Origin of the sequence: Roseovarius sp. (genome assembly GCF_048262375.1) — a bacterium.
In the GTDB taxonomy this organism is placed as follows: Bacteria; Pseudomonadota; Alphaproteobacteria; order Rhodobacterales; family Rhodobacteraceae; genus Roseovarius.
In genome coordinates, this window is record NZ_JBLXFE010000003.1 from 17,170 (window position 1) to 31,337 (window position 14,168).

At 61.7% G+C, this 14,168-nt stretch carries 11 protein-coding genes; 7 read left to right on the forward strand and 4 right to left on the reverse strand.

Translation table 11 applies throughout. The features are described 5' to 3' along the window. Positions 1 to 90 precede the first annotated feature (90 nt). From yidC to yihA, 3 genes are read left to right on the forward strand one after another with little or no spacing between them, the layout of a single operon-like run. Positions 91 to 1,914, forward strand: coding sequence for a membrane protein insertase YidC (gene yidC, locus ACN0SW_RS04310; RefSeq protein ID WP_417726678.1), 1,824 nt, complete (start codon positions 91 to 93; stop codon positions 1,912 to 1,914). After that, the gene (locus tag ACN0SW_RS04315) at positions 1,911 to 2,654 is read left to right on the forward strand and encodes an MOSC domain-containing protein (protein WP_417726679.1); all 744 of its coding nucleotides are present in this window, start codon (positions 1,911 to 1,913) and stop codon (positions 2,652 to 2,654) included. Before yidC ends, ACN0SW_RS04315 begins: the two co-directional genes overlap by 4 nt. Next, positions 2,654 to 3,304: a ribosome biogenesis GTP-binding protein YihA/YsxC gene (gene yihA / locus ACN0SW_RS04320; RefSeq protein ID WP_417726680.1), complete on the forward strand. Its 651-nt coding sequence runs from the start codon at positions 2,654 to 2,656 to the stop codon at positions 3,302 to 3,304. The genes ACN0SW_RS04315 and yihA overlap by 1 nt, the downstream gene beginning before the upstream one ends. Before the next feature lie 81 nt (positions 3,305 to 3,385). Here yihA and ccrA read toward each other — a convergent pair whose 3' ends face one another. Continuing rightward, positions 3,386 to 4,672 carry a crotonyl-CoA carboxylase/reductase gene (gene ccrA, locus ACN0SW_RS04325; RefSeq protein ID WP_417726681.1) on the reverse strand — a complete coding sequence of 429 codons (1,287 nt, stop codon included), beginning with the start codon at positions 4,670 to 4,672 and terminating at the stop codon, positions 3,386 to 3,388. A gap of 138 nt (positions 4,673 to 4,810) precedes the next feature. Beyond that, the gene (locus tag ACN0SW_RS04330; protein WP_417726682.1) at positions 4,811 to 6,184 is read right to left on the reverse strand and encodes a 1-acyl-sn-glycerol-3-phosphate acyltransferase; all 1,374 of its coding nucleotides are present in this window, start codon (positions 6,182 to 6,184) and stop codon (positions 4,811 to 4,813) included. 190 nt (positions 6,185 to 6,374) lie between these two features. Here ACN0SW_RS04330 and ACN0SW_RS04335 point away from each other — a divergent pair, with 190 nt between their 5' ends. Further along, positions 6,375 to 8,342, forward strand: a complete 1,968-nt coding sequence (locus ACN0SW_RS04335; protein ID WP_417726683.1) for a methylmalonyl-CoA mutase family protein — start codon at positions 6,375 to 6,377, stop codon at positions 8,340 to 8,342. Then, positions 8,339 to 8,785 carry a GNAT family N-acetyltransferase gene (locus ACN0SW_RS04340; RefSeq protein WP_417726684.1) on the forward strand — a complete coding sequence of 149 codons (447 nt, stop codon included), beginning with the start codon at positions 8,339 to 8,341 and terminating at the stop codon, positions 8,783 to 8,785. Before ACN0SW_RS04335 ends, ACN0SW_RS04340 begins: the two co-directional genes overlap by 4 nt. 343 nt (positions 8,786 to 9,128) lie before the next feature. Here the strand turns inward: ACN0SW_RS04340 and mepA are convergent, their stop codons facing one another. Together mepA and ACN0SW_RS04350 are read right to left on the reverse strand one after the other, a co-directional pair. Further along, positions 9,129 to 10,052, reverse strand: a complete 924-nt coding sequence (mepA, locus tag ACN0SW_RS04345; protein ID WP_417726685.1) for a penicillin-insensitive murein endopeptidase — start codon at positions 10,050 to 10,052, stop codon at positions 9,129 to 9,131. Beyond that, positions 10,037 to 11,416: an MFS transporter gene (locus ACN0SW_RS04350; RefSeq protein ID WP_417726686.1), complete on the reverse strand. Its 1,380-nt coding sequence runs from the start codon at positions 11,414 to 11,416 to the stop codon at positions 10,037 to 10,039. The genes mepA and ACN0SW_RS04350 overlap by 16 nt, the downstream gene beginning before the upstream one ends. A gap of 324 nt (positions 11,417 to 11,740) precedes the next feature. Between ACN0SW_RS04350 and ACN0SW_RS04355 the strand changes: the two genes are divergently transcribed. Beyond that, positions 11,741 to 12,028 carry a YggT family protein gene (locus tag ACN0SW_RS04355; RefSeq protein ID WP_417726687.1) on the forward strand — a complete coding sequence of 96 codons (288 nt, stop codon included), beginning with the start codon at positions 11,741 to 11,743 and terminating at the stop codon, positions 12,026 to 12,028. 80 nt (positions 12,029 to 12,108) lie between these two features. Beyond that, positions 12,109 to 14,145 carry a DNA helicase RecQ gene (gene recQ / locus ACN0SW_RS04360; protein WP_417726688.1) on the forward strand — a complete coding sequence of 679 codons (2,037 nt, stop codon included), beginning with the start codon at positions 12,109 to 12,111 and terminating at the stop codon, positions 14,143 to 14,145. The last annotated feature ends 23 nt before the right edge of the window (positions 14,146 to 14,168 follow it).

A 14,168-nucleotide genomic window follows, 5' to 3' on the forward strand; every position in this document is an offset into this window, starting at 1 on the left:
GCCCCGTAAAAATACCCGGATTCCGCTTGACCTTTGGGTCCGCACTCTGTTGAACCGCCGTGACATGTAACAGATGGATGGCCATCGGCGATGGATGATCAGAACAAGAACCTAATCTTTGCAACGGCGCTCAGTTTCCTCGTGATTCTGGTCTGGTTCGTGATGTTCCCGCCGCCAGACGCGCCGACGGTGGATCCCAACGCCCCCGTCCCGAGCGCAACCCAGAGCGTACCCGCGCCTGTGGCAAGCGGCACAGCGGACGCGACCACAACCCAGACCGCAACCCCGATGGCAGAGCCGGACGCCCCGCGCCTGACCATCGACACACCCAGCCTGCAAGGGACGGTCTCGCTCAAGGGTGGCCGGATCGACGATCTTTTCCTCAAGAATTATCATGAAACGATTGATCCCGACTCCGACATCGTGCGCCTGCTCGCCCCGGTGGGCAGCGACGCGCCCTATTACGCGCTGTATGGCTGGGCCCCCGGTGCGGGTCTGACTGCGGATCAGGTGCCCGGCGCCAACACGCTCTGGCAGGTTGAAACCGGCGAGACCCTGACACCCACGTCCTCCGTCACCCTGTCTTGGGACAACGGCGCGGGCCTCGTGTTCCGCCGTGAACTCAGCGTCGACGAAGATTTCATGTTCTCGGTCCGCCAGTCGGTCGAGAATACCGGGACCGCCCCCGTCAGCCTCGCGCCTTACGGCATCCTCGCCCGTCACGGACGGCCCGCCGATCTCAAGAAGTTCTTCATCCTCCACGAGGGGCTGATCGGAATGGCCGATGGCACGCTGGCGGAAATCGACTATGATGATGTCGAGGAATATCCCTTCAACGCCCGCGAAAACGCCCCCGCCGAAGTGACGCAAGTCACCGAGAGCGGCTGGATCGGCTTTACCGATCACTACTGGATGACCACACTCATTCCAGCCTCGGGCACCCCGTTCAAGGCGGTCAACAAATTCGATCCGCAGCGCGGTATTTTCCAGACAGAAACCGTCCAGCCGACCCAGACCGTGGCACCGGGTCAGACCGCAACCGCCGAAACCCGCCTCTTTGCCGGGGCCAAGGAATGGGCGACGATTCGCGCCTATCAGAATGAGCAGGGCGTCGACCGCTTCCTCGATTCCATCGACTGGGGTTGGTTCTTCTTCCTGACCAAACCGATCTTTGCCGCGCTGCATTGGTTGCATGCGATGATTGGCAATATGGGCTGGGCGATCATCGCGCTGACCCTGCTGATCAAGGCGCTGGTGCTGCCGCTCGCCTATAAATCCTACGTCTCCATGGCCAAGATGAAGGAACTTCAGCCGCAGATGGAGAAGATCAAGGAGACCGCTGGCGACGACCGTCAGAAACTCCAGAAAGAAATGATGGAGCTCTACAAGCGGGAAAAGGTCAATCCGGCGGCGGGCTGTTTGCCGATCCTGTTGCAGATCCCGATCTTCTTCTCGCTCTACAAGGTGATCTTTGTCACGCTCGAATTGCGCCACACCCCGTGGATTGGCTGGATCAAGGACCTTTCGGCCCCCGACACCTCGTCGCTCTATAACCTCTGGGGCATTCTGCCATGGGCCCCGCCTGAACCGGGCTCGGTTCTGGCGCTGATCTTCATCGGTATTCTGCCGCTGTGCCTCGGCGTCTCCATGTGGCTGCAGCAAAAGCTGAACCCGGCCCCCGCCGATCCCACGCAAAAGATGATCTTTGCCTGGATGCCGTGGGTCTTCATGTTCATGCTGGGCAGCTTTGCCTCGGGCCTCGTGATCTACTGGATCGCCAACAACGTGATCACCTTCTCGCAGCAATACCTGATCATGCGCAGCCAAGGCTACAAGCCGGACGTGTTTGGCAACATCCTGTCCAGCTTCAAGCGCAGCAAACCTGCGCCTGAGGCCTCCAAAAAGAAAAAATGACAGAGGTTCGCGCCCTCTGGCGGCACCCGATCAAGGGACATGGGCGCGAGCCCCTGACCTCGGTGCGCCTCACCTCAGGGCAGGCAATGCCGGGTGACCGCCTCTGGGCGGTCGCCTTGGACATCGCACGTCTGGCAGACGGCGAATGGGGGCCTTGCGTCAACTTCTCGCGCGGCTCGAAAACCGGTGCGATCATGGCGATCAACGCGCGACTGGATGAGGCGTCAGAAACCGTCACCCTGACCCACCCAGACCGCCCCGACCTCACCTTTCGCCCCGATCACGATCCGGCGGCGTTCCTCGATTGGGTGCGCCCCCTGATGCCGCCCGAGGGCACGCAACCCAGTCGCCTGATGCGGCTTGATGGGCGCGGCTTTACCGATACCGATTATCCGTCGGTCAGCCTGCTCAACCTCGCCTCGAACGCGGATCTGGCGGACAAGATGGGCGTGCCGGTCTCGCCCCTGCGTTGGCGCTGCAACATCCATCTCGACGGGCTGGCACCTTGGGCCGAATTCGACCTCATCGGTCAGCGCCTGCGCATCGGCAGCGCCGAAATGACCGTGCGCGAACCGATCCGGCGCTGCCTCGCCACCACTGCCAATCCCGAAACCGGCCTGCGCGACCTCGATACTCTGGCCGCGCTCAACACGAATTGGGATCATCAGGATTTCGGCATCTACGCCGAGGTGACCCAAGGCGGCGAAATCACCCTTGGCGACCAGATCGAGGTGCTGTGATGCAATTACGTTTTCCCATTTCCGAAGAGCCCGATCACACCACCTCTGAACAAGGGCGCAAGCTCTTTGCCGGTCCGGTCGAGTTCGTCAAAGGCGTCGTGGCCATGTCCGGCCTGCCCCCGGCGGACCGGCTCGAAGTCTGCTTTGCAGGGCGCTCCAACGTCGGCAAATCCAGCCTGATCAACGCCCTGACCGGGCGCAAGGCTCTGGCGCGCGCCTCCAACACGCCGGGCCGCACGCAGGAAATCAACTTCTTCAGCTTGGGCGAGAGCCACTATCTCGTGGACCTTCCCGGCTATGGCTATGCCAACGCGCCCGTCGCCGTCGTCCAGAAATGGCAGGCCCTGCTCAAACAGTATCTCTCGGGCCGTCAAACCCTGCGCCGCGCCTTCGTGCTGGTAGATGCCCGCCACGGCATCAAACCGGTGGACGAGGAAATCATGACCCTGCTCGACGGGGCCGCAGTGACATTCCAATGCGTGCTGACCAAAACCGACAAGATCAACGCGGCCGACCGGGATCGCGTTCTGGATCAGGTGCGCAGCAAACTCGCCCCGCATCCAGCCGCCTTTCCAGAGTTGATCCTCACCTCCAGCGAGAAATCCGAGGGGCTGGCCACCCTGCGCGCCACCATCGCAACGCTGGAATAACGCGACCCGGTCTTGAAACAGGATCGGCCCGCGAACCATTCGTGATCCGCGGGCCGACTGTTTCACACCAGAACGCTTAGCTTACCGAGCGGCCTCGATCACATCCTCGACCGTGCGCAACCCGGTGCGCGGGGCCTGCACCAGCACCGCCATATTGCCCGGCTTGTGCTCGTTGCGCAGCATCTTCAAATGGGCCTTGGGAATCTCATCCCAAGGAAACACCTCGGACATGCAGGGATCAAGCCGCCGCTCGACCATCAGCTTGTTCGCCGCCGCCGCTTGCTTGAGATGCGCAAAATGGCTGCCCTGAAGACGCTTTTGATGCATCCACATATAGCGCACGTCGAAGGTGCAGTTAAAGCCGGAGGTGCCCGCACAAATCACGACCATACCGCCTTTCTTGCACACCAGCGATGACACCGGGAATGTCGCCTCGCCGGGATGCTCGAACACCATGTCCACGTTGACGCCCTTGCCGGTGATGTCCCAGATCGCCTTGCCGAACTTGCGCGCTTCCTTGAGCCACTCATTATATTCCGGCGTATTCACCTTGGGAAGCTGACCCCAGCAGCTGAAATCCTTGCGGTTGATGACCCCCTTGGCCCCCTGATCCAGCACGAATTGCCGCTTACTCTCGTCCGAGATCACACCAATCGCATTGGCCCCCGCCGTATTCGCCAACTGGATCGCATAAGATCCAAGTCCACCCGACGCCCCCCAGACCAGTACATTCTGGCCGGGCTTGAGGTCATGCGGCGCATGGCCGAACAACATCCGATAGGCGGTGGCGAGCGTCAGCGTGTAACACGCGCTCTCTTCCCATGTCAGATGCTTGGGGCGCGGCATCAATTGCTGCGCCTGCACACGGGTGAACTGCGCGAATGACCCGTCCGGCGTCTCATATCCCCAGATCCGCTGCGTGGGGGAAAACATCGGATCGCCGCCGTTGCATTCCTCGTCATTGCCATCATCCTGATTGCAATGAATCACCACCTCATCGCCCACCTTCCAGGTGCGCACCTTGTCGCCCACTTTCCAGACGATGCCAGCGGCGTCAGAGCCTGCGATATGATAGGGCGCGCCATGGCCGTCAAACGGGCTGACCGGCTGACCCAGACCGGCCCAGACACCGTTGTAATTCACGCCCGCCGCCATCACGAGGACAAGAACCTCTTGGCTGTCGATATCCCAGACATCGACCACCTCTTTTTGAAAGGACACGTCCGGCTCACCATGCCGCTCGCGGCGAATGGCCCATGCGTACATTTTCTTGGGCACATACCCCAGGGGCGGCATTTCTCCGACCTCATAGAGGTCCTTTTCGGGGGCGTCATAGGGCGCTATGCCCGTCTTGGTATCCAGAGCCATGGTCAACCTCCTGTCTCAGCAATTGCCGCGATGCAGAATCGCGGGTATCTGCCCCGGAATACTAATCGCCTTGAAATATTGCAATAGCTTTTGGATTGTTTTTGTAATTTTATAACCGAGCGGATGCAGAAAATCCACTCACTCCCCGCTGCGGTTGCGAAAGAGATGGTCAATCGACGCCGCATAATACGCCACAACAGCGCGCTCCGCCTCACACACCACAAAGGCTCCGTTTCGCTCTTCGATCATGCCGCGGTTTCGCAACACCTGTATGCCAAACCGGGCCGCATAGCCCAGATCATTGCGCGGCAGATACACATGCGCGCGCGGGGCCTCTTCCAGCATCCGCTCCACCGCCGCATCTAGGCCTGCGCGCGTCAGCGGCCCCTCGGCCCGGATCAGCGCCAGCGCCACCAGAGGCACCGGCAACACCGGCACCTCGGCCCCGATCCGCGCCATCAGCGCCCGCGCCAGCCCCCTTAGCCCAGCCGCCGGATGATCACGTTCGAACTCTGCCAGCGACATCGGGGCACCAAAACTCACTGCCGCATAGCCGTGCCGGTGATAGCGCCGCCGCAGCCGCAACCACACCTGCCGCAGCACGAACCCCGCCACCACGGAAATCCGCGCCGGAAATCGCCGCTTGCCCGCCTGCCCGGCGGCCACCAGCACCCGATCCTCGAACACCCGGTCGTAATTGATCGCGACCGGCACGAACACCACATCACGCCCACCGGGGCTGCGTTCCTCGACCAGATATTTCAGCAACCCCAGCTTGGGCGGCTGCAATCCCCCCGAGAGGCTCAGCCCGCCCTCAGGAAACATCGCCTGTGTCACACCACCATCCGTGGCCATGCCGACATAGCGCGCCAGCACCCGCCGATAGAGATCGCCACGCGATTTGCGGCGGATGAAATAGGCCCCCATCGCCTTGATCAGACGGCTCAGCGGCCAGACCCGCGCCCATTCCCCCACCGCATAGCTCAGCGCTGACCGCTCCGCCGCCAGCCACGTCACCAGCACATAATCCATATTGCTGCGATGGTTCATCACAAACACCACTGTCGCCTCGCCATCGACTTCGGCCAAGGCGTCTTCATCAAAATGCCCCAACCGCACCCGGTAGAGTGACCGGCTCATCCATTTCGCCAGTTTGATCGCAATCCCGAAATAGGCGGTGGCGGAAAAACTCGGCACGATCTCGCGCGCATAGCGCCTGGCCAGCTCAAAGGCCACATTCTCGGGAATGCCCTCGGCCTGTGCATGGGCGGCAATCGCCCGGCTCACTTCGGGATCATAGATCAACCGCTGGATCATGTCATAGCGCCGCGCCAGCTTGAACGGCTCAATGGGCCGCTGCAACCGCGTGTTCAACCGCGCCACCGCCCGCTCCAACCTGCGCCGCAGAAACCACCGCACCGAGGGAAAGAGAAAATGACTGGCAAAGGTGACAGCCGCAAAGCTCACCAATAACACCAACGCCCAGAGCGGCATTTCCACGGTCTGTCCCATGGGCTTACCAAATCAGGGTTTTGGGGTCTGGTAAATGCCCCTCCGCCGCCCCCTTCATCATCCTCTCGCTTGACCAGAGGAAGACGAAACCGCCATATGCCGCAACGCAGCGAATTGACAGCGCAACCTTCTTGCATATACCTTACCCAGAAACGTAACAAAATTGCGCAATCTGAATTACGAGGGCCCTATGTCGCAGACGCAGAAAGACAAGCCTTGGCTTATCCGCACCTATGCGGGCCACTCAACCGCCGAGAAATCCAACGCGCTTTATCGCTCGAATCTCTCCAAGGGTCAGACCGGCCTCAGCGTCGCCTTCGACCTGCCCACCCAGACCGGTTATGACAGCGATCATATCCTGTCGCGTGGCGAGGTCGGCAAGGTCGGCGTGCCCATTTGCCATTTGGGCGATATGCGCACCCTCTTTGATCAGATCCCCTTGGATCAGATGAACACCTCAATGACGATCAACGCCACCGCCCCGTGGCTCTTGGCGCTCTATATCGCCGTGGCCGAGGAACAAGGCGCCGATGTGCGCGCGCTCCAAGGCACCGTCCAGAACGATCTGATCAAGGAATATCTCTCGCGCGGCACCTATATCTGCCCGCCCGCGCCCAGTCTCAGGATGATCGGTGACGTGGCCGAATATTGCTACAAACACGTCCCCAAATGGAACCCGATGAACGTCTGTTCCTACCACCTGCAAGAGGCGGGCGCGACTCCCGAGCAAGAGCTTGCCTTTGCCCTCGCCACCGCCATCGCGGTTCTGGACGAATTGCGTCCCCGCGTGCCCGCCGCCGATTTCCCCGCCCTCGCGTCGCGGATTTCCTTCTTCGTCAACGCGGGCATCCGCTTTGTCACCGAAATGTGCAAAATGCGCGCTTTCGTCGATCTCTGGGATGAAATCCTGCGCGACCGTTACGGAATCGAGGATGCCAAGCACCGCCGCTTCCGCTACGGCGTGCAGGTCAATTCCCTTGGCCTCACCGAACAGCAGCCCGAGAATAACGTCTACCGCATTCTCATTGAAATGCTGGCCGTGACGCTCAGCAAAAAGGCCCGCGCCCGCGCCGTTCAGCTTCCGGCATGGAACGAGGCGCTTGGTCTGCCGCGCCCCTGGGATCAGCAATGGTCGATGCGCATGCAACAGATTCTCGCCTATGAAACCGACCTTCTGGAATTCGACGACCTCTTTGACGGCAACCCGGCGGTTGACGCCAAGGTCGAGGCGCTCAAGAGCGGCGCGCGGCACGAATTGGCCAATCTCGACAGCATGGGCGGCGCGGTCTCGGCGATCGAGTATATGAAATCCCGTCTGGTCGAGAGCAACGCCGATCGCTTGGGCAGGATCGAGCGGAACGAGACCATTGTGGTCGGCGTTAACCGTTGGCAAGACGGAGAGCCCTCGCCGCTGCAAACCGAGGATGGCGGCATCATGGTGGTCGACCCGGCGGTCGAGGCCGAGCAAATCGCCCGCCTGACCGAGTGGCGCACCGCCCGTGACGAGGCGGCGGTCAAATCCACCCTCGCCGCCCTGCGCGCGGCGGCCACCAAGGGGCTCAATGTGATGGAACCCTCCATCGCCTGTGCCCGCGCTGGTGTGACAACCGGCGAATGGGCGGCCCAGATGCGCGCCGTCTTTGGCGAATATCGCGGCCCCACCGGCGTATCGTCCAGCCCCTCGAACAGAACCGAAGGGCTCGACGACATCCGCGCCGCCGTCGATGCGGTCTCAGACCGCCTTGGCCGCAGGCTCAAGTTTCTCGTGGGCAAGCCCGGTCTCGATGGCCATTCCAACGGCGCAGAACAGATTGCCTTCCGCGCCCGCGATTGCGGCATGGACATCGGATATGAGGGCATCCGCCTGACCCCGGAACAGATCGTCAGCGCCGCCGCAGAGGACCGCGCCCATGTGGTCGGCATCTCGATCCTTTCCGGCAGCCACCTGCCGCTGGTCGAGGATCTCATGTCCCGGATGCGCGCGGCGGGCCTTGGCGATGTGCCGGTGATCGTCGGCGGTATCATCCCCGAGGACGATGCCCGTCGCCTGCGTGAAATGGGCGTGGCGCGGGTCTACACCCCCAAGGACTTTGAGCTGAACACCATCATGATGGATATCATCACCCTCGTCGATCCTCAGGCGGTGGCGGCAGAATGACCGGCTCTCTCACCATCCGCCCCATAGAACCCGCTGATCGCCCCGCTTGGGGCGATCTGTGGCGCGCCTATCTCGATTTCTACGAAACCACCCTGCCGGACACGGTCTATGACACCACCTTTGCCCGGCTGGTCTCTCCCGATCATCCCGATCAGAATGGCCTGATCGCCCTCAGAGACGGCCAACCGGTTGGCTTGGTGCATTACATCTACCACGCCCATAACTGGCGCGTGGAACAGGTCTGCTACCTTCAGGATCTCTATGCCACCCCCGAGGCACGCGGCCTCGGCGTGGGGCGCGCCCTGATCGAGGCGGTCTATGCCCGTGCGGACGCCGATGGTCGCCCCGCCGTCTATTGGCTGACGCAAGAGTTCAACAGCACCGCGCGTCAACTCTATGACCGCATCGCTCATGTGACGCCGTTCATCAAATACAACCGCTGATGTCCTCAGGGCTTTGCCGAACGGGCGGGTGCAGCGCCCGACCTTACAAAATCACCTTGCAAACCTGACAGAGCTGCACATTCAAAAGGGCCGTTTCACATGGAAACGGCCCTCTAGAAGTCGCGGAGGCGGGCCGGTTAGGCGCACCAATTTGGTTGGCTTTCGCCTCGGGGCTGCCCTAGGCGATCATCTCCCAAACTGTTCCGACACCTCGCTCCAATCCCTCTGTAGACACTGGACCACCTCCTTTCGCTTGTTGAACTTATCCACAGGTTGCCACATATTTTGCGCTTGTCAAAACAAAATAATGTGGTCGCCGCAAAAAAATCCGCAGCATGCTGATTTATTCAGCCTGCAACACCGCCACGCACTGCCCCGGCAGGTCCGCCATGGTCAATTCGCGTTTGGGCACCGGCTTGGGCGCATTCGGATCGGGCGGCGGTGGATTCAGGATATTGCGCACCCAGTGTTCGGCCTCGGCACAGCCATCCCCCGGCGGCGGCGCCTCCTGCGGCACGCAACCCCTTGCACCCTCGGGACAATTCAGCCTGACATGGAAATGATAATGATGCCCGTACCATGGCCGCACCTTGCGCAACCAGGCCCGGTCACCGCCTCGCTCATCCTTGCACATTTGCACCTTGGCCCCCGGAAAGATGAAAATGCGCGCCGTGCGCGGATCTTTGGCCGCAGCCTTGACGATCTCGTGATGGGCGCGGGTCCATTGGCCGTTGGTATAGGCGCCGTTCGATCTTCTCATTGAAATCGAAGAGATATTTTCCCTCTGCGTCGCACTCAGGGCAAGATTGTCCGCCGGTCTCAGCCATATATCGGCATCCAACCCCATCTGATGGCTGGCATGCCCGCTCAGCATCGGCCCGCCGCGCGGCTGACTGATGTCGCCCACATAAAGCCCATTCCACCCCGGCTGTTCGGCCGCGACACGCGACACCTTCTGAAGCAGATCAATGGTTTCCGGGTGACCCCAGTTGCGGTTGCGGCTCAGCCGCATCGCCTGCCACGTCGGCCCCGTCTCGGGCAGGGCCTGCCCCCCCGCCAGACAGCCCTTGGCATAGCTGCCATAGGCCGCCGGGCTATGCTCTGACCCACGCCGCGAGGTGCCAAAAAGCTGTTTCGCCTGAACACCTTGCATCGCGGCTGGGATGCTCTGGCTCGACAGGATGCCGGTTGTTTCTGGCTCCGGCTTGGACTGCATACAGCCCGCAAGCCCGAGCAAAAGCGTACCGATGACTAAGACCCGAGCCATGTTTCTTTGTCTCCCTCCGCCTTGACCCAGCGTAGCAGAACCAGACCAATCACGAAAAGCAAAATCACCGGCGACACCCCGATGCGCGCCGACCCGCTCAGCGTCGTCACCAACCCAATTAGCGCCGGTGCCATAAACGCCGTCGCCCGTCCCGAGAGCCCATAAAGACCAAAGTTTTCCGTCGGCACCGCCGGATCGGTATGGCGCACCATCAGCGACCGGCTCGACGCCTGCAACACCCCGCCAAAGCCGCCGATAAGCACACCACAGCCGAAAAAGATCATATCCGGCAGCTTGGAGCCTTCGGCCAGCGCCAGCCCGAAAATCTGGCTCCGGTCCATACCAACCACGATGATGCAAACCCCGATCAAGGCCCAGATCGCCAGCTTGATCACCGGCTTGGGGCCAAACCGCTTGTCCGCCTTGCCGCCCATCCAGCTAAATACCGCACCGGCAACCGCCCCGATGATCCCAAACACCCCCACCGACGTGATCGACCAGTTGAGAACCAAAATGGCATAGGTGCCGCCAAACCCATAGAGCCCGTTGAGCGCATCGCGGTAAAACATCGACGATCCAAGATAGGTGCTCAGGCTCAGCCTGTGCCGCAGGCTCTTGATTGTTCTCACCAATGCCCCGAGCGCCCCCATCACCCCGCCACCGTGCCCCCGTGGTCCGACATCGCGCACCCAGAGGAAATAGGGTACCATGAAAACCATATACCAGAGCGCCGTAAACGGCCCCACCGCCCGCGTTCCTTCTCGCATCGCAGCGTCCAGCCCAAACACCGGATCAAGCCCGATCAGGGTCTTGCCGCTCGACTGCTCGACAAACAGCGCCAGCATGATCAAGAGCGACGCAACCCCACCCAGATACCCAAAGGCAAACCCAGATCCAGAGAGATCGCCAACCTCCTCGGCGGTCCCCAGTGACGGCAACTGCGAGTTGATGAAAATCAGCGCATATTCCGCCCCAATGAACCCAAAGCCGAACACCATCAGGCCCCACCAGAGGTTGGACCCATCCGGCAAAACGCCCCAGATCGCCGCGGCCCCCAGCACATACATCATTGAAAAGACAATGATCCACGGCATGCGCCGTCCTGTCGTATCGGCAAAGGCCCCCATGATCGGGGCGCCCAGCCCGATAATCAGCCCCGTCACCGTCAGACACCAAGACCACATCGCCTGCGCTTGCGCATCCGCCACCTCTTCGGTCACGCCTGCGCCGATGAAATGGTCTGACGCGATCGAGGCAAAGTAGGGCCCGAAAATAAATGTCACGAGAAGCGTGTGATAGGGCTGGCTCGCCCAGTCAAAGAAATACCAACCCCAGATCCGCTTGCGCTGCGAAATGCCTGCCATGCCCCATACCCTTTGGTTTCAAAGGGATATGACAACCGTTGCGCGAGCGGCGCAAGCTATTCCTGCCCCTCTTGCACCGGGGGTCACGGACCTGTGGCATCTGCTGCACGCCACGCCGTCGCCCAATCCGATAAGACAGGCGCGGGGATTTGCGGGGCAAAAGCTGCCACATCAGACGCAGGACGGGATACATGCTCGGTTTCCGTTGCAAGGCCCCGCACCAGCGCCCCAACGGTCAACCGCGACCACGACTGCGCGTCAGACTTGCGCTTTGCCGCAGGCTTGCATAGGTCATAGGCGGCCAGACCCAGAGGACACCCGCCCATGCAATCGCTTTTCCAAATTCTGATGCTCATTCTTGATATCGTGTGGTTCTTCATCATCGCGCATGTGATCATGTCATGGCTGATCAACTTTCAGGTTCTGAACCTGCGCCAGCAATTCGTGGCCCAAGTCTGGTATGGCCTCAATCGCCTGTTGGACCCGATCTATAGCCGCGTGCGCCGGATCTTGCCCCCGATGTCCGGCATTGATCTGGCCCCGCTTGTGGTGCTGGTTGCGGTCTATGCGCTGCGCATCGTGCTGATCAACAACGCCGCTGCATTTTACTGATGTCCGGGGCTTGTTCACCGAATCTTAGTATGAAAAACTTTCTGTAAGAGCAGATAGATAAAATCTTACAGGAACCCCCCATGCCAAGCGCTGCCACGCTTTTGCGCGATGTGTTCGGATTCGACGCCTTTCGTCCCGGTCAGCAAGAGATAATCCACACCGTGGCCACCGGCTGTAACACGCTGGCGATCATGCCCACGGGCGGCGGAAAATCCCTGTGTTTTCAAATTCCTGCGCTGATGCGCGACGGTGTGACGGTCGTCATATCGCCGTTGATCGCCCTGATGCGCGATCAGGTGCGCGCGCTCAAGGCTGCGGGCGTCGAGGCGGGCGCGCTCACCTCCGGCAACACCGAAGAAGAAACCGCCGAGGTCTGGGACGCGCTTGAGGCACGGCGCCTGCGCCTGCTCTATATCGCACCCGAACGGCTGGCGGCGGGGTCATCGCTTGGCATGCTGCGCCGTATCGGCGTGGGCCTCATCGCTGTGGACGAGGCCCATTGCGTGAGCCAGTGGGGCCATGATTTCCGCCCCGATTACCTGCGCATCGGCGAACTCAGGCGCGCCCTCAACGTGCCCCTCGCCGCCTTTACCGCCACCGCCGATGCCGAAACCCGCGACGAGATCGTCGAGAAACTGTTTGACGGCCAAGCCCCACAAATTTTCTTGCAGGGCTTCGACCGGCCCAACATCCACATGGCCTTTGCCGCCAAGGACAACCCGCGCGCCCAGATCATGGAGTTTGCCGCCGCCCGCAAGGGGCAGTCAGGCATTGTCTATTGCGGCACCCGCGCCAAGACCGAAACCCTCGCCCGCGCCCTCTTGGACGCCGGGCATTCCGCCTGTGCCTATCACGGCGGGATGGAGGCCGAAGCGCGGCGCATCGTCGAAGGGCGGTTCAGCAGCGAGGATGGGCTGATCGTCGTGGCCACCGTCGCCTTTGGCATGGGCGTGGACAAACCGGATATCCGCTGGGTCGCGCATGCCGACCTGCCCAAATCCATCGAAGGCTACTATCAGGAAATTGGCCGCGCCGGGCGCGATGGTGCCCCCGCCGAAACGCTCACGCTCTTTGGTCCCGAGGACATCCGCCTGCGTCGCGCGCAGATCGACGAGGGGCTGGCCCCTCCCGACCGGCGCATGGCCGATCACGGACGGCTCAACGCGCTCTTGGGTCTGGCAGAGGCGCTCGAATGCCGCCGCGCCACGCTCTTGCGCTATTTCGGCGAGACCGCCACCCCCTGCGGCAATTGCGATCTCTGCGATACCCCGCCCGAAACCTTTGACGGCACCGAGGCGGTGCGCAAGGCGCTCTCGGCGATCCTGCGCACCGGCGAGAGCTTTGGGTCGGGTCACCTGATCGACATTCTCACCGGCACCGCAACCGACAAGGTGCGCCTGCGCGGGCATGAGGCACTTCCCACCTTTGGCGTCGGGCGCGATATCGACAAACGCAACTGGCAGGGCGTCTTTCGCCAGATGATGGGCCGCGATTTGATCCGCCCGGATCGCGAGAGGCACGGCGCTCTGGTGATGACCGAGGCGGCCCGCCCGATCCTGCGCGGCCAAGACAGTGTGATCTTGCGCCGGGATGCGACCTCGCATGCGCCGCGCCCTGCGGTGCGCGCATTGGTGTCAGACGAAGATGCCCCGCTCCTGTCCGCGCTCAAGGCAAAGCGCCGCGCATTGGCAGAGGCGGCCAGCGTGCCCGCCTATATCGTCTTTAACGACCGCACTCTGGTCGAGATGGCCGAAACCCGGCCCGAAACTCTGGATCAGATGGCCCGGATCAGCGGTGTCGGCGCCAAGAAACTAGAGCGGTATGGCGCGGAATTTCTCGAAGTGATCACCGGGGCGGCCGATCCCGTGCATCCCACCCGCCGCAAACTGGCAGGCAGCACCGCAGGCGAGGTATACGACCGGCTGATGCAGGCGCAGGCCGATCTGAGCCGGGGCGAGGACGGCATTGACCGCCCTCTCAGTTGTTCTGCGGCACTCTTGGCCAAGGTCGCCAGCCAGAAACCCCGCACGCCCCAAGAGATGCAGCGCCTGATCGGCGAGAAATACGCCGAGCGTTTTGGTGACGCCTTTCTGGACGTTCTGCGGGCTGCGTCCTAAACCACGGTCAGCGCCACACAAAG

Excerpts from the sequence above, each read along its gene's own strand:
- yidC (WP_417726678.1), top strand. The coding sequence starts at position 91 with ATGGATGATCAGAACAAGAACCTAATCTTTGCAACGGCGCTCAGTTTC.
- ACN0SW_RS04315 (WP_417726679.1), top strand. The coding sequence starts at position 1,911 with ATGACAGAGGTTCGCGCCCTCTGGCGGCACCCGATCAAGGGACATGGG.
- yihA (WP_417726680.1), top strand. The coding sequence starts at position 2,654 with ATGCAATTACGTTTTCCCATTTCCGAAGAGCCCGATCACACCACCTCT.
- ccrA (WP_417726681.1), bottom strand. The coding sequence starts at position 4,672 with ATGGCTCTGGATACCAAGACGGGCATAGCGCCCTATGACGCCCCCGAA.
- ACN0SW_RS04330 (WP_417726682.1), bottom strand. The coding sequence starts at position 6,184 with ATGGGACAGACCGTGGAAATGCCGCTCTGGGCGTTGGTGTTATTGGTG.
- ACN0SW_RS04335 (WP_417726683.1), top strand. The coding sequence starts at position 6,375 with ATGTCGCAGACGCAGAAAGACAAGCCTTGGCTTATCCGCACCTATGCG.
- ACN0SW_RS04340 (WP_417726684.1), top strand. The coding sequence starts at position 8,339 with ATGACCGGCTCTCTCACCATCCGCCCCATAGAACCCGCTGATCGCCCC.
- mepA (WP_417726685.1), bottom strand. The coding sequence starts at position 10,052 with ATGGCTCGGGTCTTAGTCATCGGTACGCTTTTGCTCGGGCTTGCGGGC.
- ACN0SW_RS04350 (WP_417726686.1), bottom strand. The coding sequence starts at position 11,416 with ATGGCAGGCATTTCGCAGCGCAAGCGGATCTGGGGTTGGTATTTCTTT.
- ACN0SW_RS04355 (WP_417726687.1), top strand. The coding sequence starts at position 11,741 with ATGCAATCGCTTTTCCAAATTCTGATGCTCATTCTTGATATCGTGTGG.
- recQ (WP_417726688.1), top strand. The coding sequence starts at position 12,109 with ATGCCAAGCGCTGCCACGCTTTTGCGCGATGTGTTCGGATTCGACGCC.